13 protein-coding genes are annotated in these 16,251 nt (G+C 75.4%); 12 read left to right on the plus strand and 1 reads right to left on the minus strand.

Annotated elements, in window-relative coordinates; translation table 11 throughout:
• The first annotated feature begins 11 nt into the window (after positions 1-11).
• Complete coding sequence (locus tag G3T38_RS01520) at positions 12-3,227, plus strand: glycosyltransferase (RefSeq protein ID WP_163770294.1); 3,216 nt, start codon at positions 12-14, stop codon at positions 3,225-3,227.
• Positions 3,224-4,738 (plus strand): DUF5719 family protein, encoded by a 1,515-nt coding sequence (locus G3T38_RS01525; RefSeq protein WP_163770295.1) that lies wholly within the window; start codon positions 3,224-3,226, stop codon positions 4,736-4,738. The genes G3T38_RS01520 and G3T38_RS01525 overlap by 4 nt, the downstream gene beginning before the upstream one ends.
• Before the next feature lie 7 nt (positions 4,739-4,745).
• Here the strand turns inward: G3T38_RS01525 and G3T38_RS22435 are convergent, their stop codons facing one another.
• Positions 4,746-5,258: a metallopeptidase family protein gene (locus G3T38_RS22435; protein ID WP_163770296.1), complete on the minus strand. Its 513-nt coding sequence runs from the start codon at positions 5,256-5,258 to the stop codon at positions 4,746-4,748.
• A gap of 66 nt (positions 5,259-5,324) precedes the next feature.
• On the opposite strand from G3T38_RS22435, the gene G3T38_RS01535 reads away from it, so the two are divergent.
• The 10 genes from G3T38_RS01535 to G3T38_RS01580 all read left to right on the plus strand — a co-directional run bounded on the left by G3T38_RS01535 (position 5,325) and on the right by G3T38_RS01580 (position 16,095).
• The gene (locus tag G3T38_RS01535) at positions 5,325-5,762 is read left to right on the plus strand and encodes a DUF3499 domain-containing protein (protein WP_163770297.1); all 438 of its coding nucleotides are present in this window, start codon (positions 5,325-5,327) and stop codon (positions 5,760-5,762) included.
• A gap of 58 nt (positions 5,763-5,820) precedes the next feature.
• Complete coding sequence (locus G3T38_RS01540; RefSeq protein WP_163770298.1) at positions 5,821-7,194, plus strand: phosphomannomutase/phosphoglucomutase; 1,374 nt, start codon at positions 5,821-5,823, stop codon at positions 7,192-7,194.
• A complete protein-coding gene (locus G3T38_RS01545) occupies positions 7,191-7,379 on the plus strand; it encodes a Trm112 family protein (protein ID WP_163770299.1) in 189 nt (62 codons plus the stop codon). Before G3T38_RS01540 ends, G3T38_RS01545 begins: the two co-directional genes overlap by 4 nt.
• Before the next feature lie 14 nt (positions 7,380-7,393).
• A complete protein-coding gene (locus tag G3T38_RS01550; RefSeq protein WP_338037391.1) occupies positions 7,394-8,419 on the plus strand; it encodes an SIS domain-containing protein in 1,026 nt (341 codons plus the stop codon).
• Positions 8,420-8,484: 65 nt separating this feature from the next.
• Complete coding sequence (locus tag G3T38_RS01555) at positions 8,485-9,420, plus strand: DUF808 domain-containing protein (RefSeq protein ID WP_163770300.1); 936 nt, start codon at positions 8,485-8,487, stop codon at positions 9,418-9,420.
• Positions 9,421-9,530: 110 nt separating this feature from the next.
• Positions 9,531-10,967 carry an adenosylhomocysteinase gene (gene ahcY, locus G3T38_RS01560; RefSeq protein WP_163770301.1) on the plus strand — a complete coding sequence of 479 codons (1,437 nt, stop codon included), beginning with the start codon at positions 9,531-9,533 and terminating at the stop codon, positions 10,965-10,967.
• Between the two features lie 115 nt (positions 10,968-11,082).
• A complete protein-coding gene (gene mtrA, locus G3T38_RS01565) occupies positions 11,083-11,805 on the plus strand; it encodes an MtrAB system response regulator MtrA (RefSeq protein ID WP_163770302.1) in 723 nt (240 codons plus the stop codon).
• A 4-nt stretch (positions 11,806-11,809) separates the two neighbouring features.
• Positions 11,810-13,474, plus strand: a complete 1,665-nt coding sequence (gene mtrB / locus G3T38_RS01570; RefSeq protein ID WP_338037392.1) for an MtrAB system histidine kinase MtrB — start codon at positions 11,810-11,812, stop codon at positions 13,472-13,474.
• A 32-nt stretch (positions 13,475-13,506) separates the two neighbouring features.
• Positions 13,507-15,222, plus strand: a complete 1,716-nt coding sequence (locus G3T38_RS01575; RefSeq protein ID WP_163770303.1) for an LpqB family beta-propeller domain-containing protein — start codon at positions 13,507-13,509, stop codon at positions 15,220-15,222.
• A 102-nt stretch (positions 15,223-15,324) separates the two neighbouring features.
• The gene (locus tag G3T38_RS01580) at positions 15,325-16,095 is read left to right on the plus strand and encodes a ComF family protein (protein WP_194247557.1); all 771 of its coding nucleotides are present in this window, start codon (positions 15,325-15,327) and stop codon (positions 16,093-16,095) included.
• Positions 16,096-16,251 lie beyond the last annotated feature (156 nt).

Below are 16,251 nucleotides of genomic sequence, written 5' to 3' on the forward strand. Positions count from 1 at the left end.
GGTGGCCGATCGTGACCGACGCCGTGCTTCCCCCCGACGGCCCGCCGCAGCCGAGCCACCCCAGCCTCGCCACGGGCGCCGTGCCGGTGGTCGTGCCGCCGCCCGACGAGGGCCGGGACCACTGGGCCGACCTGCGGGACCTGGACGCCCCGGCGGCGACCACCACTCCCGTCGACGCGTCGGCCGTCACGGTCCTCGTCGTCGCCCACGACGGTGCGAGCTGGCTGCCCACGGTGCTCGACGCCCTCGCGCGGCAGACCGTCGCCGCAGGAGCGGTGCTCGCCGTCGACACGGGCAGCACCGACGGCAGCGGCGACCTGCTCGACGCCGCGCTGGGTCACGACCACGTCCTCGACCTGCCGGCCTCGACCCCGTTCGCCGACGCCGTCGACGCCGCGCTCGCGCGCCTCGAGCAGGACGGCCGGGCCGACCGGGCCGACGGCTGGCTCTGGATCCTCCACGACGACAGTGCCCCGGCCCCCGACGCGCTCCAGCGGCTCCTGGAGTGCGCGGCGCAGGAGGCCCTGGCGGGCACGCCGGTCGACGTCGTCGGGCCGAAGCTGCGCGAGTGGCCGTCCCTCAAGCGCCTCCTCGAGGTCGGCGTGACCATCAACGGCACGGGCCGCCGGGAGACGGGGCTGGAGCGGGGCGAGTACGACCAGGGCCAGTACGCCGCGCCCCGCCACGTCCTCGCCGTCAACACCGCGGGCATGCTGGTGCGGCCGGGCCTGCTCCGCGACCTGGGGGGCTTCGAGCCCGCGCTCCCGGTCCTCGGCACGGACCTCGACCTGGGCTGGCGTGCCGCCTCCGCCGGCCGGCGCGTCGTCGTCGCACCCGATGCGGTGGTCTTCCACGCCGAGGCCTCCCACCGCGGCCTCCGCAGCTCGACCCTCGTCGGCCGTCACCCCCACGAGGCGGAGCGCCGCGCCCACCTCCTCGTGCTGCTCGCGAACTCCTCACGGCGACGCTTCCTCAACTCCTACCTCCGCGTGGTCGTCGGCAGCCTGCTGCGCGCCCTCGGCTTCCTCCTCACCCGCCGCCCGGGCGTCGCGGTCGACGAGGTCGTGGCGATGGCCGCGGTGTGCGCCCGGCCGGGCGAGCTGCGGCGCCTACGGGCGGCCCGCCGCGCCAGCCGCACGGTCCCCGACGCCCAGGTGCGTCCTCTGCTCGCGCCCTGGTGGCTGCCGTTCCGCCACGGCCTCGACGCGGCGGGCGAGCTCCTCGGCTCGCTCACCACCCACGCCAGCGACGTCGCCGACCGGCGTCGTGACGCCCGCGCCCGGGCCGAGCGCGAGCGCGCCGACGCGGGCCGCGCGGGCACACGGGCGGCGTACCCCGGCGACCGCCCCGACCGCCCCGCGAGCGGGAGCGACGACGACGAGCTGGGTGCGGAGACCGGCTGGCTGGTCCGCTACCTGACCAGTCCCGTCGCCCTCGTCCTCACCGCTGTCGTCCTGCTCTGCCTCGTCGGTGCGCGGGAGGCGATCGGCTCCGTCTCCGGCGGTGCCCTCGCCCCGGCGCCCGCCACGACCGGTGCCTGGTGGGACCTCCACCTGTCGTCGACGCACCCCCTCGGCACCGGCAGCGACGTGCCCGCACCCGCGTACGTCGCCCCGCTCGCCCTGCTCTCCTGGCTGCTGCCGGGGGGGCCGTCGGTGGCGGTGTCGGTGCTCCTGCTCCTCGCCGTGCCCCTCGGCCTCTGGGGAGCCTGGCGCCTGCTCGGCGTGGCCGCCCGGCTCGTGGACCCCCGCGGCGCCTCGCCCTGGCTCCTGGGCATCGGCGCGACGACGTACGCCCTCGTCCCCGTCACCAGCGGCGCCTGGGGCGCGGGTCGGTTCGGCGTCGTCGTGGCGGCGGCGGTGCTGCCGTGGTTCGTCCACGCGGCGCTCGGCTTCGCCGACCCGGAGCGCGACCGGCGCTGGCGGGCCGGCTGGCGCTCGGGCCTGCTGCTCACCGTCGTGGTCGCGTTCGTGGCCGCCGCCTGGTGGCTCGTGCTCGGCGTGGTCGCGCTCGTCGCGGTCTTCGCCGCCCTCGTCGCCCGTGGGCGGCTCCTCGAGCGCTCCGTGCTCGGCGGCGTCGTCGCCCCGGTCGGCGTCATGCTCGCGACGCCCGCGGTGCTCCTGTCGCCGTGGCTCGTGCCGACGCTCCTGCAGGGCGACCTCGTCGCGCTCGTGGGGGAGGCGGGGCGGCTGCCCTACGGGATCCTCAGCCCCACCGACGTGCTCGCGGGCCACCTCGCCGACCACGCCGCCCCGGCCTGGACCGGCCTCCTGCTGGCCGTCCTCGCCCTGCTGGCGCTCCTCGTCCCGGCGACGCGCCTCGCCGTCGTCGGCTGCTGGGCCATCGCCCTGGCCGTCGCGGGACCCGCCAGCCTGCTCGCCCTGCCCGTCTTCGAGCTCGCCGCCGGTGAGACCCCCGCGGCCGTCGGCTTCGTGGTGGTAGCGCTGCAGGGTGCGGCCGTCGTGGCGGTGGTGCTCGGCGCGCAGGGCCTCGGACAGCTCGGCGCCGCGCGCGGCGACCGTCCCGGCGCGACCGGCCGCCCCGACCGGGTACGTCGCGTGCGCACCGCCCTCGGCGTCGTGCCCGTCCTCGTGCTCGCCCTCGTGCCCCTGGCGGGCCTCGTGTGGTTCGTCGGCCCCGGCGCCGCGGTGGCCGACGACGACCGGGACGAGGCGATCCCGGCCTACATGGCGCAGCGGTCCGAGACCTCGCCGTCGTACGGCGTGCTCGTGATCGACGGCTCGGTCCGCACCGGACTCACCTTCGAGGTCCGGCGTGAGGACGGTCTCCGCCTCGGGGAGGAGGAGATCGCCGCGCTCACCCCGGTCGACACGACGATGGTCGAGGACGTGCGCACCCTCGTCTCCACGCCGAGCGGCGAGCAGCTGGACCGGCTCCGCGACGCGGGCATCTCCTACATCGTGCTGCCCGCCCCGGCCGACCCGACGATCCGGGCCGTGCTCGACTCGGTGGCCGGCCTGCAGCCCGCCTCGGCGGCCGACCCCGACACCCGCGCGTGGGAGCTCGCCGAGCAGCCCGCCGCGGACGCCGTCGACGACGGGTCGACGGGCGTCGGCCGTGCGCTCCTGCTGCTGGTGCAGGGCGTGGCGGTCGTGGTCGTGCTGGTCATGGCCGGTCCGAGCCTGCCGTCGCGACCGGGACGCGGTCGCACCCCGGGTGCCGCGTCCGCGGCCCCGGCCCGTGAGCCCGAGGGGAGCGTCGCGTGAGCGAGGAGCAGGTCCGTCCGACCGGTCGCCGTCGGGCCGCGCCGGCCCAGCCCGGCCGTCGTCGCATCGATCCGGCGATCGTCGCCGCCGTCGTGCTGCCCCTGCTGGTCGCGCTGGCCGTCGCCGCCGTGCGGGTGGGCGCGCCGCAACCGCCGGCGACCGCGCCGACCGCCGAGGCGCGCACGTCCGCGACGCTCGTGTGCCCGTCGGCCGGGGTCCTGGCCGGCACGGACGAGCCCGACGCGGTGGTCCCCGAGAGCGGCGTCGTGCGCCTGGGGACGGGCGCCGAGGGCGACGGCTCCGTCACCGCCAGCCCGCTCGACACGCCGGCCGCCGCCGAGGACCTCGAGGACGCTGCCGACGTGACGCCCGCCGCGGGCGGCACCGGGCAGGTCGACAGCGGCGCCGCCGTCGTGCTGCGGGGCGCCGGCGCGGCCGCTCCCGGGCTGGCCGCCGCCCGGTTCGACGCGTCCGGAGGGATCGGCACCACCTGCCGCACCCCGGACGTCGGCGGCTGGTTCGTCGGGCTCGGCGCGGGCGGTGAGCGCTCGAGCGTGCTCGAGCTGACGAACCCCGACCCGGGGTCGGCCGTCGCCCGCCTGTCCCTCTACGACGAGTCCGGCCCCGTCGACGCGCCGGAGGTGCGTTCCGTTGTCGTGGGCACCGGCGAGACCCGTCGCCTCGACCTGGCCGAGCTCGTGCCCACCCTCGGCGACCTCGCCGTGCACGTGGACGTGACGCGCGGACGCCTCGGCATCGCCGCCCTCCAGACCATGCAGCCCCTCGACGGGTCGCGTGGCGGCACCACCTGGGCCCCGCTCGTCGCCGAGCCCACCACCGCGACGACGATCCTCGGCCTGCCGGGCGCGGCCACCACGGCCCGCACGCTGCTGGTCGCCAACCCCGGCGACGCCCAGACCCGGGTCGACGTGGACCTCCTCGGGCCGTCGGGTCCGGTCCGGCCGACGAGCCTCGCCGACGGGCTCGTCGTCGCTCCGGGCGCGGTCGCGAGCCTCGACCTCACCGACGTGCTGGGCGAGGCCCTGGCGGAGGGAGGCGGGGGAGCGTCCGGCGTGCGCGTCACCGCCGGCAGCGCGGTCGTCGCGAGCCTCCGCTCCGGCTCCGGCGCCGGCGAGACCTCCTCGGTCACCACGGCCGAGGTGCCCACCGACGTCGCGTCCGGCGCGCTCACGGGGCTGCTCCCCGAGGGTGCGGGCGCCCGCCGGCTCGTGCTCGACTCCCTGGCGCCCGGCGAGGTCGCCGTGCCGGTGGTGGCGCGGAGCGCGGCGGGGGACGTCCTGCTCGAGCAGGACGTCGCCCTGGGGGCGGGGTCCGCGGCCACCCTCGACCTGCCGGAGGGAACCGCGCGCGTCGACGTCGCCCCGACCGACCCGCGGGTCGACGTGCGCGCCGCGCTCGTCACCGGCAGCGGCTCGCGAGCCTCGGTGCTGGCCCTGGTGCCGACCATCACCACCGACCTCGTGCCCACCGCCCGACGCGCCTGGCAGTGACGGCAGCTCAGGCGTCGGGGTCGTAGTCCGGGTCGACGGTCTCGGGGCTGACGCCGAGCAGCTCGGCGAGCTGCTCGGTGGCGACCCGCCGCACGAGCTCCTCGAGGTCGAGCCGCGTCTCGCTGCGCCGCTCCAGGGGGCGGCGGAAGAACACGACGCGCGGCGGGTGCTCGGCGGTCGCCGGCACGACGGAGGCCAACGGCGCCTCGTCCGTCCAGCCGTCGGGCAGCAGCGGCATCTCCTCGACGACGTACTCCAGCTCGCCGAGCTCGGTCCGCCAGGGCGCGTCGACGTGCCCGACGACGCCGAGCACGATGCGGTCGAAGCGCTGGCTGCGGGTGGGGCGCGGATCCCTCCGGTCGGGCGCGGGGGCGAGGCCGGGGCCGCGCCCGCCGCGGCCGTGCCGGTCGCGTCGACGGGGTCGGTGCGCCGCGGGCGCAGGCTCGGCGGGACCGGGTCCCGGGGCCGGCTCGGGCTCGGGGTCGGGCTCGGGGTCGGGGGCGTCCCCGTGCTGCGTCACCGACATCTCCTCTCGTCGCCGCGAGCCTAGTCCGGTGGTGACCGGTGACGGCGTACGGTGCTCCCCGTGAGGTCAGCCCGTCGTTGTTCGCGCACCGCCTGCGGTCGTCCCGCGGCCATGACGCTGACGTACGTCTACTCCGACCAGACCGCCGTGCTCGGCCCGCTGTCGACCACCGCGGAGCCGCACGCCTACGACCTGTGCGAGCAGCACTCGGAGCGGCTGTCGGCCCCGCGGGGCTGGGAGGTGCTGCGGCTCGCCAGCGTCCCGTCGGCGCCGGTGCACTCCGACGACGACCTGCTCGCCCTCGCCGACGCCGTGCGCGAGGCGGCGGTGCGCCCGGCGGCGCCGGCGAACCGGCCGCCGCACGTCGTGCCGCACGACCGGCCGACGTACGCCGAGGAGGAGCCGCGCGGGACCCGCCCCGGCACGCCGGGACGCCCCGACCGCGGCGAGCGCCGTGGTCATCTCCGCGTGCTGGAGACGGACCCCACTCCTCGTTGAGGGCGGGGCCGGCCCGGTCCGCACCCGAGGTCCCCGCGCATGCCCTAGGCTCCTCGCCATGGCGCCCAGCGGATCGCTCTCCCCGTCCAACCTCGCCGCCGTCTTCAAGGCCTACGACGTCCGGGGCACCGTCCCCGACCAGCTCGACGAGGAGTTCGCCCGCCGGGTGGGCGCCGCGTTCGTGCAGGTCACCGGTGCGCCCACGGTCGTCGTCGGTCACGACATGCGGCCCTCCTCGCCCGGCATGGCCGGCGCCTTCGCGCAGGGCGCGGCCGACCAGGGCGCCGACGTCGTGCTCATCGGCCTGGCCTCGACCGACCAGCTCTACTTCGCCTCGGGGCACCTGGGCCACGCGGGCGCCATGTTCACGGCGAGCCACAACCCGGCGCAGTACAACGGCATCAAGATGTGCCGTGCCAACGCCGTGCCGATCGGCACCGAGACCGGCCTCTCCGAGATCCGCGACCTCGTCGGCGGTGACGAGCCGACCCCCGCCGCGCGCACGGGCAGCATCTCCGAGCACGACGTCCTCGCCGCCTACGCCGCGCACGTGCTCTCCCTCGCCCCCGTCACCGGGCGGAGGCTCAAGGTCGTCGTCGACGCCGGCAACGGCATGGCGGGCCTGACGGCCCCCGCCGTCTTCGAGCGCCTGGGCGACGTCGTGGACCTGGTCCCGATGTACTTCGAGCTCGACGGCTCGTTCCCCCACCACGAGGCGAACCCGATCGACCCGGAGACCCTCGTCGACCTCCAGGCCCGCGTGCTCGCGGAGCGCGCGGACATCGGCCTGGCCTTCGACGGCGACGCCGACCGCTGCTTCCTCGTCGACGAGCAGGGCCGTGCGGTCTCGCCGTCGACGTTGACGGCGCTCATCGCGGACCGCGAGCTCGCCCGGGTGCCGGGGTCGAACGTCATCCACAACCTCATCACGTCGAAGGCCGTGCCGGAGATCGTGACCGAGAAGGGCGGCACCCCGGTGCGCACCCGCGTGGGGCACTCCTACATCAAGGCCACCATGGCGGAGACCGACGCCGTGTTCGGCGGCGAGCACTCCGGCCACTTCTACTTCCGCGATTTCTGGCGCGCCGACTCCGGGATGCTCGCGGCGCTCCACGCCCTGTCCGCGCTCGGGGAGACCGACGTCCCGCTCTCGCAGCTGCTGGCGGACTACGAGCGCTACCCCATGAGCGGCGAGATCAACTCGACCGTGGCTGACCAGCAGGCGGTGCTGACGCAGCTGGAGGAGACGTACGGCGCGCAGGACGGCGTCACGGTCGACAAGCTCGACGGCCTGACCGTCGACGCGGGCGACTGGTGGTTCAACGTCCGCGCCTCCAACACGGAGCCGCTGCTGCGCCTCAACGTGGAGGGCAAGGACGAGGCCACCATGACCGACGTGCGCGACCGCGTGCTGGCGGTGATCCGCGGATGAGCGCCTCCATCGACCCCACGCTGCGCCGCATCATCGTCTGCCCGAACTGCCGCGGCGAGCTGGCCGACGGTCCCGCCGGCGGCAGCGCCGACGGCGCCGAGCTGGTCTGCACCGACTGCGGCTACGGCTACCCCGTCCGCGACGGCATCCCGGTGCTGCTCGTCGACGAGGCCCGCCGGGCCTGAGCCGGGACGCGGCCGTGTGGTTCGACGAGTCCCGCCTCGACGACGAGGCGGCGCTGGCCGGCATCGACCCGACGCTGCGGTCGCTCGCGGAGGCAGGCTCCCGGGTGCGTCGCGAGGCGCAGGTCGCGCTCGACCTGGCGCCGGAGAAGGTGCACGAGGCCCGGTCCCGTCCCCGGCCGCGGGCGGTCGTGGTCGCGGGCACCGGCTCCCGGCTCCTCCGTGACGTGCTCGAGGGCAGCTGTCCGGTGCCGTTCGTCGCCTGGCCCGGACCCGGGCTGCCCGGGTGGGTGGGGTCGCTCGACCTGGTCGTGATGCTGGCGCCCGCCGGCTCGGACGTGCCGGCCGCCGCTGCGGTGGCCGAGGCGGTACGACGCGGGGCCGACGTGCTCGTCGCCTGCCCGCCCGACTCGCTCGTCGCCGAGCACGCGGTCGGGCGCGACGTGCTCGTGCTCCCCGTCGGCACCGGGGACCCGCTGGCGGTCGCGGTCGTGGTGCTCGACCTCCTCGCCTCCGCGGGACTGGGGCGGGCCGCCGACGCCGCCCACGTCGCTGCGGCGTTGGACGACGTGGCGGTGCGCTGCTCGCCCCACCGCGACATCGCGGCCAACCCGGCCAAGGAGGTCGCGCTCGGTCTGGCCGACGCGCAGCCGGTGCTCTGGGGCGGCAGCGCCCTGGCGGCCCGGGCCGCGCGCCGGGTGGCCGAGGAGCTGCGGCGCGTCACCGGCCGCGCGGTGCTCGCGGACGACGCGGAGGAGGTGCTGCCGGTCGTGGAGGCGGCCCGTCCCCGCGACGTCTTCGCCGATCCGTTCACCGACGGGGGAGCGGTGGCCCGCCCGACGCTCGTCGTGCTCGACGACGGCGACGAGGCGGCGGTCGTGCGGGAGCAGGCCGGACGGCTCCGCGCGGCGGCCGCCGCCCACGACGTGCGCGTCGTGGAGATCGGGAGCGACGCCCGCAGCGACGTCGCCCGTCACGCCTCCCTCATCCTGCAGGGGCGCTACGTCGCGGCGTACCTCGGTCTCGGCCTGGTCCCGGAGTAGGACCCGACGCTCTACAGTCCTCCCGTGACGATCTCGCGGAGGCCCCTCGCCCCGGCCGGTGACCGATGAGCGGCGGCCTGTTCGCGCTGCTCGACGACGTGGCCGCGCTCGCGCGCCTCGCGGCGGCCTCCGTCGACGACGTGGGTGCCGCGGCGGGGCGCGCGAGCATCAAGGCGGCCGGCGTGGTCGTGGACGACACGGCGGTGACGCCGCAGTACGTCCAGGGCGTCGCGGCCGAGCGCGAGCTGCCCATCGTGAAGCGGATCGCGATCGGCTCGCTGCGCAACAAGATCCTCATCATCCTGCCGCTGGCCCTGCTCCTCAGCCAGTTCCTGCCGTGGCTCCTCACCCCGATCCTCATGGCGGGTGGCGCGTTCCTCTGCTTCGAGGGAGCCGAGAAGATCTGGGGGAAGATCTCGGGCCACGCCCACCACGAGAAGACCGTCGAGGCCGGCCCCGACGCCGAGAAGACCCTCGTCGCCGGCGCCATCCGCACCGACCTCATCCTCTCGGCCGAGATCATGGTGATCTCCCTCAACGAGGTCGCCGAGGAGCCCTTCCTGGCCCGCCTCGCGATCCTGCTGGTGGTCGCGATCGGCATCACGGTGCTCGTGTACGGCGTCGTGGCCCTCATCGTGAAGATGGACGACGTGGGCCTGGCCCTCGCCCAGCGCTCCTCCGCCCTGGCGCAGAAGGTCGGCACGGGTCTCGTCCGGGCCATGCCGGGCCTGCTCGCCGGCATCGCCGTCGTCGGCACCGCCGCGATGCTCTGGGTCGGCGGCCACATCCTCCTCGTCGGGGTGGACGACCTGGGCTGGCACGCGCCGTACGAGCTCGTGCACCACCTCGAGGTCGCCGTCCACGACGCCCTCGGCGCCGTGGGGGCGGTCGCCGGCTGGATCGTCAACACGGCGCTCTCCGCCGTGGTCGGCCTCGTCGTCGGTGCGCTCGTCGTCGTGGTCGTGCAGCTCGTGGGTCGCCTGCGTCACGCGGATTCCTGAATCGCGCGGAGGGCGGCCTACGCTGGAGGAGTCCGCGTCGGGAGATCCCGGAGATGCGCAGATGCGCAGGCGCGTGGCTCTGGCTCCACCCGTTCGAGGAGACAACACCGATGGACTTCAAGGTCGCCGACCTCTCCCTGGCCGCCTTCGGCCGCAAGGAGATCGAGCTCGCCGAGCACGAGATGCCCGGCCTGATGGCGATGCGCGAGCGCTTCGGCGACGCGCAGCCGCTCCAGGGCGCCCGGATCGCCGGGTCGCTGCACATGACCGTCCAGACGGCGGTGCTGATCGAGACGCTCGCCGCGCTCGGTGCCGACATCCGCTGGGCCACCTGCAACATCTTCTCCACCCAGGACCACGCCGCTGCCGCGGTCGTCGTCGGGCCCCCCGCCAAGGGCGGCACGGCGGAGGACCCGCAGGGCGTCCCCGTCTTCGCGTGGAAGGGCGAGTCCCTGGCGGAGTACTGGGACGAGGCCGAGAAGGTCTTCGACTTCGCCGAGGGCGGCCCCAACATGCTGCTCGACGACGGCGGTGACATCACGCTGCTGCTGCACAAGGGCGTGGAGTTCGAGAAGGCCGGCGTCGTGCCGCCGCTCGACTCGACCGACAACGAGGAGTACAAGGAGGTCCTCCGGGTCCTCGCGCGCTCCCTCGAGAACGACCCGCAGCGGTGGACGAAGCGCGCCCCGATGATCAAGGGCGTCTCCGAGGAGACCACGACGGGCGTGCTGCGCCTCTACGAGCGCTTCAAGGAGGGCTCGCTCCTCTTCCCGGCGATCAACGTCAACGACTCGGTCACCAAGAGCAAGTTCGACAACAAGTACGGCTGCCGCCACTCGCTCATCGACGGCATCAACCGCGCCACCGACGTGATGATCGGCGGCAAGGTCGCCGTGGTGTGCGGCTACGGCGACGTCGGCAAGGGCTCCGCGGAGTCCCTCCGCGGCCAGGGCGCCCGCGTCATCGTCACCGAGATCGACCCGATCTGCGCGCTGCAGGCCGCCATGGACGGCTACGAGGTCAAGCGCCTCGAGTCCGTCGTCGAGACCGCCGACATCTTCGTGACGACGACCGGCAACTTCAACATCATCCGCACCGAGCACTTCGAGCGGATGAAGCACCAGGCCATCGTCGGCAACATCGGCCACTTCGACAACGAGATCGACATGGCCGGCCTGGCGAAGATCCCCGGCATCGTCAAGGACGAGATCAAGCCGCAGGTCCACCAGTGGATCTTCCCGGACGGCAAGAAGATCATCGTGCTGTCCGAGGGTCGGCTGCTCAACCTCGGCAACGCGACGGGTCACCCGTCGTTCGTGATGAGCAACTCCTTCACCAACCAGGTGCTGGCGCAGATCGAGCTGTTCAGCAAGGCCGACGAGTACGAGCTGGGCGTCCACGTGCTGCCCAAGCACCTCGACGAGGAGGTCGCCCGGCTGCACCTCGACGCCCTCGGCGTCGAGCTCACCGAGCTGACCAAGGAGCAGGCGGCCTACCTCGGCGTCGACGTGGCGGGTCCGTACAAGTCGGACCACTACCGCTACTGACGCCTCGGGGCCTCGCACGCCCCCGATCGGCCCCGATCGACCCCGATCGACCCCGATCGACCCCACGACCGCCGTCCCCGCACCTGCGGGGACGGCGGTTGTCATACTTGGCCCCGTGACCAGCAACGACCGCGCGGCCCCCGGCACCGCCGACCCCGACAGCCGTGGGCGGGTGCTCGTCGTCGACGACGACGCCTCGCTGGCGGAGATGCTCACCATCGTGCTGCGCCAGGAGGGGTTCGAGCCCGCCGTCTGCCTGCGGGGCGACGAGGCGCTCGCCGCCGTGCGGGAGTTCCGGCCCGACGTGCTGCTGCTCGACGTCATGCTGCCCGGCAAGGACGGCATCGAGGTCTGCAAGGAGGTCCGCGCCGAGTCGGGCGTGCCCATCGTGATGCTGACGGCCAAGGGCGACACCGTCGACGTGGTCGTCGGTCTGGAGTCGGGCGCGGACGACTACGTCGTGAAGCCCTTCAAGCCCAAGGAGCTCGTCGCGCGCATCCGGGCGCGCGTGCGGCGCCTCGACGCCCCCGCGCAGGAGACGCTCGCGATCGGGGACCTCACCATCGACGTCGCCGGGCACCAGGTGTCGCGCGGCGACGAGGTCATCAGCCTCACGCCGCTGGAGTTCGACCTCCTCGTCTGCCTCGCCCGGAAGCCGTGGCAGGCGTTCAGCCGCGAGGTCCTGCTCGAGGAGGTGTGGGGCTACCGCCACGCGGCCGACACCCGCCTCGTGAACGTGCACGTGCAGCGGCTGCGCTCCAAGGTCGAGCACGACCCCGAGCGCCCCGAGATCGTCCTGACGGTGCGCGGCGTGGGCTACAAGGCAGGGCCGTCCTGAGCCCGTGCTGACGCCCCGCCTGGCCCCGCTGGCGCGCCGGCTGCCGCACCGGCTGCGTCGACCACCGGGGTCGGTGTCCGGGGGCGGGATCGGCGCGGCCGTCGGCCGCGCCCTGACCGTGTGGCGGCGCTCCGTCTCCGCGCGCGTCGTGGTGTCGACGGTCCTGCTCTCGGCGGTCGTGGTCGGTGCCGTCAGCTGGCTGCTGGTGGTGCAGGTGCGCGACGGCCTGCTGGACGACCGGGTCCGCTCCGCCACGGCGGAGGCGGAGACCGAGACGGTGCAGGCGGTGGACCGGCTCGTCGGTGGCTCGGACTTCGACGTCGCCAGCCAGCTCGAGCTCGTCGCAGCGCCGCTGAGCCAGCGGGGCGCGGTGCGCGGCTACGAGGTGCTCGTGGCCCGGTCCGACGCCGACCCGGCGAGCGACCTGACGTCCAGCGGCTCGATCTCCTCGCCCGGCCTCGACCTGACGAGCGTGCCCCGGTCGCTGCGGGAGCACTTCACCGGCAGCACGCAGCTCGCCTGGGCGTGGACCAGCCTGCGGACGACCGACGACGACGGCACCACGAGCGAGGTGCCCGGCATCGTGGTCGGCACGCAGGTGCAGCTGCCGGCCGACGGCCGCCCCTACACGCTCTACCTGCTGTTCCCGATGGAGCAGGAGCAGGAGACGCTCGCCCTGGTGACGCGCTCGGTGCTCGTGGCCGACGCGCTCCTCGTGGTGCTCATCGGCGGCGTCACCTACCTCGTCGCCCGCCAGGTCGTCACGCCGATCCGCCTCGCCCGCAAGGTCGCCGAGCGCCTCGCGGCAGGACGGCTCCAGGAGCGCCTGCGCGTGTCGGGCCAGGACGACCTCGCGCGGCTCGCGTCGTCCTTCAACCAGATGGCCTCCAACCTGCAGCGCCAGATCCAGCAGCTCGAGGAGCTGAGCCGCGTGCAGCGCCGCTTCGTCGCGGACGTCTCCCACGAGCTCCGCACGCCGCTGACGACGGTGCGCATGGCCGGCGACATGCTCCACGACGCGCGCACCGACTTCGACGCGCCCACGGCCCGTGCCGCCGAGCTGCTGCAGGTCGAGCTCGACCGGTTCGAGCGGCTCCTCGGGGAGCTCCTCGAGATCAGCCGGTACGACGCGGGTGCGGTCGCGCTCGAGGTCGAGGACGTCGACCTGCGCGACGTCGTCGAGCGGGTGGTGCGCCAGACGGCGACCGTGGCCGCCACCTCGGGCGTCCGGGTGGACGTGCGGGAGCCGGGGCGGCCCTGCGTGTGCGCGGCGGACGGCCGGCGCATCGAGCGCATCGTGCGCAACCTCGTGACCAACGCGATCGACCACGCCGAGTCGCGCGACGTCGTGCTCACGGTCGACGCGGACGAGCACAGCGCGGCGATCGCCGTGCGGGACTACGGCGTCGGCCTGGCGCCGGGGGAGTCGGCCATGGTGTTCAACCGGTTCTGGCGGGCCGACCCGGCCCGCGCCCGCACCTCGGGCGGCACGGGCCTCGGCCTGTCGATCGCGCTCGAGGACGCCCACCTGCACGGTGGCTGGCTCCAGGCGTGGGGCACCCCCGGCGGGGGCGCCCAGTTCCGGCTGACGTTGCCCCGTCACGCCGGCGACCAGCTGCGGCACAGCCCCATCCCGCTCCTCCCGGCCGACGCGGAGCCGGTCCGGTGAGGGCGGCCACGCGCCGTGCTCCCCGGGGACCGGTGTCGCGAGCGGTGCTGACCGCGGTGCTGACCGCCCTGGTGGCGGCGCTGGTGCTCGCCGGCTGCGTGCGGCTGCCCGACTCGGGCGACGTGACCGTGCCCGACGACGTGCCGGAGGGCGTCGGCAACGCCGCGGTCGACTACGTGCCGCCCGGTCCGACGCCGGGGGAGACGCCCGACGAGATCGTCCAGCACTTCCTCGGCGCGATGCGGGCGACGTCGCTGCAGACGAGCGTGGCCCGCTCGTTCCTGACCGAGGCCACGGCCGACGCGTGGTCGCCCGAGCAGCGCACCATCGTCTACGAGGACGCCTCCCGCCCGACGAGCGGCACGAGCGTGAGCGTCGACCTCCAGGGGAGCGCGAGCCTCGACGACCGCGGGCAGTGGGTGGGGGAGCCGAGCGGCGCCGACCGCACCGTGACCTTCGGCATGCAGCAGGAGGACGGCGAGTGGCGCATCGCCACCCTCCCCAACGCCCTGATCGTCCCCCTGACGTGGCTGGAGGCGCGCTACCAGCGGGCCGACCTCTACTTCCTCGACCCGTCGTCCCGGATCCTCGTCCCCACCCCGGTGTTCGTGCCGAGCGGGGAGCAGCTGGCCTCGCGGCTCGTCAACGCCCTCCTGGAGGGGCCGCCGGACGCGCTCGCGGGCGTGATCGGCACGGCGCTCGGCGGGCCGGGTCCCGGCACGACGGTGGAGGTGTCCTCCTCGGGCCTCGCGTCGGTCCGGATGACCGGCGCCGACGGTGCGCCCGCGGCGTTGACCGAGCCGATGGTCGCGCAGCTGGCGTGGACGCTGCGGCAGGTGCCCTCCATCGTGCGCATCCGGGTGCTGGTCGACGACGTCGCGCTCCGGGTGCCGGACGGCGGCACCGACTTCGCCGTGGGTGCGGGGCAGCGCTACACCCCCGACGTGGCCGGCGCCGACGCCGGGCTCTACGGGCTGGACGGCGACCAGGTCGTCGAGGTCGACGACGCCGAGACCGAGCCCGTGGCGGGCACCGAGGAGCTCCTGGGCACCGGGGTGCGTCGCCTCGCGGTGGACCTCTTCGGCACCCGTGTCGCCGCACAGGTGGCGGACGGGTCGGTGGTCGTCGTCCCCCTCGACGACCCGGCCGCACCGACCACGCGGATCCCGGCCGAGGGCACGGCCCGCATGTCCTGGGACTTCGCGGGCCGGCTGTGGATCGTCGACGGCGGCGACCGGGCCCGGCTGCGCGTCGTCAGCTCCGGCACCGTGACGCCGCTCGACGCGCCGGACCTGAGCGGGCAGCGGATCACTGCGATGACCGTCTCCCGCGACGGCTCGCGCCTGGTCGCCGTGGTCGGTCCGCAGGGGGCGCAGCGCGTGGTCGTGTCCCGGGTCCGCTACGACGAGCGGGGCGGTGTCGCCGACGTGGTCGAGCCGGCGCAGGACCTGGCGGCGGACGCGGCGGGCCTCACCGTGCTCGACGTCGGCTGGCGCTCGGCGACCGAGGTCGTCGTGCTCGCCCGGATCGACGACACCCTGGTGCAGCTGCAGCGCGTCCCGGTCGACGGCTCCCCGGGGGCCGACGACGACACCACGCTCCTCATGAGCGAGGCCCAGCGGCTCGTCACCTCGACGGCGCCCGGCACCCCGCTGCTCCTCGTCGGACCCACGCTCGTCGAGGAGTACGACGGGTCCCGCCTCGTCGCGTCCGAGGCGCGCGCCGCCGGCCTCACCTACCCCGGCTGAGACCGGCCCGCGTCCCGTCCCCAGGGCCGCGCCGGGCCGCGGTCCTCCACCGGAGCCCCGGGGAGCGGTACGTCGTGCCGCCCGGTGCGGTGGGATCGACGGGTGGGCAGCACCGGGTGGTTCGTGGACGCCGTGAGCGACCTCGTCACCGGCAGCGCGTGCGTGGGGTGTGCCCGTGCGGGGCGGCTGGTGTGCGCCTCGTGCGCGGCCACCCTGCCCGCCCGGGGCGCGCCCGCGGTCGTCGACCCCTGGCCGCCCGGCCTGGTGCCGACGTGGGCGGGGGCGCCCCACGCCGACCTGGCGCGCGCGCTGGTGGTCGGGCACAAGGAGCGTGGCCGGCTGGGCCTGCGCGCCCCGCTCGGTCGCCTCCTCGCCGCCGCCGTGACGGCGGGCGTCGGCCCACCCCCCGGCCGCGGGCGGCTGCTGCTCTGCCCGGTGCCGTCCCGACCCGGCACGGTGCGGCGACGTGGGCACGACGCGACGGGCGCGGTCGTGGCGCGGGCCGTCCGCGCCCTCCGGGCACAGGGGTACGACGCGGTCCGCGTCGACCTGCTCCGCTCGGGGCGGGCACGGGACCAGGGCGACCTCGACGCGGCCGGTCGGGCGGTCAACCTCGTCGGCACGATGCGGTGCCCGGCGCACCTGCTGCGTGCCACGGCGAGCCGCCACGGGCGCGGGGCGGTGGTGCTCTGCGACGACGTGGTGACGACCGGGGCGACGCTCGTGGAGGCGGCGCGGGCGCTGGCGAGCGGCGGCGTACCCGTGCTCCTCGCCGCCACGGTGACCTCCACACCACGGCACGGTGGACGACGGGTGAGGAGTTCAGAGGATTCCCAGGCGCGTTCCCTTCCCCGCGTGGGGAGGGGGGACTAACGTCGTCGCATGGAGTCCGCCCGGGTCCGTGGTTGCGTCGCCCCGACGCGCCGAGCCCCGTCAGGGGTGCGGTCACGGCGGTGCGGCAAGCCGATGCCAGTCGCAGGCGAAACGGCCCACGTAAGTCCGTCCCGGTCCGCCGGTGCCGGACGATCA

The organism is Nocardioides zeae (assembly GCF_010686755.1).
Lineage (GTDB): Bacteria > Actinomycetota > Actinomycetes > Propionibacteriales > Nocardioidaceae > Nocardioides > Nocardioides zeae.

Bases quoted from the DNA above. Each gene is read 5' to 3' on its own strand.
- ahcY (WP_163770301.1), top strand. From the start codon at position 9,531: ATGGACTTCAAGGTCGCCGACCTCTCCCTGGCCGCCTTCGGCCGCAAG.
- G3T38_RS01540 (WP_163770298.1), top strand. From the start codon at position 5,821: ATGGCGCCCAGCGGATCGCTCTCCCCGTCCAACCTCGCCGCCGTCTTC.
- G3T38_RS01545 (WP_163770299.1), top strand. From the start codon at position 7,191: ATGAGCGCCTCCATCGACCCCACGCTGCGCCGCATCATCGTCTGCCCG.
- G3T38_RS01555 (WP_163770300.1), top strand. From the start codon at position 8,485: ATGAGCGGCGGCCTGTTCGCGCTGCTCGACGACGTGGCCGCGCTCGCG.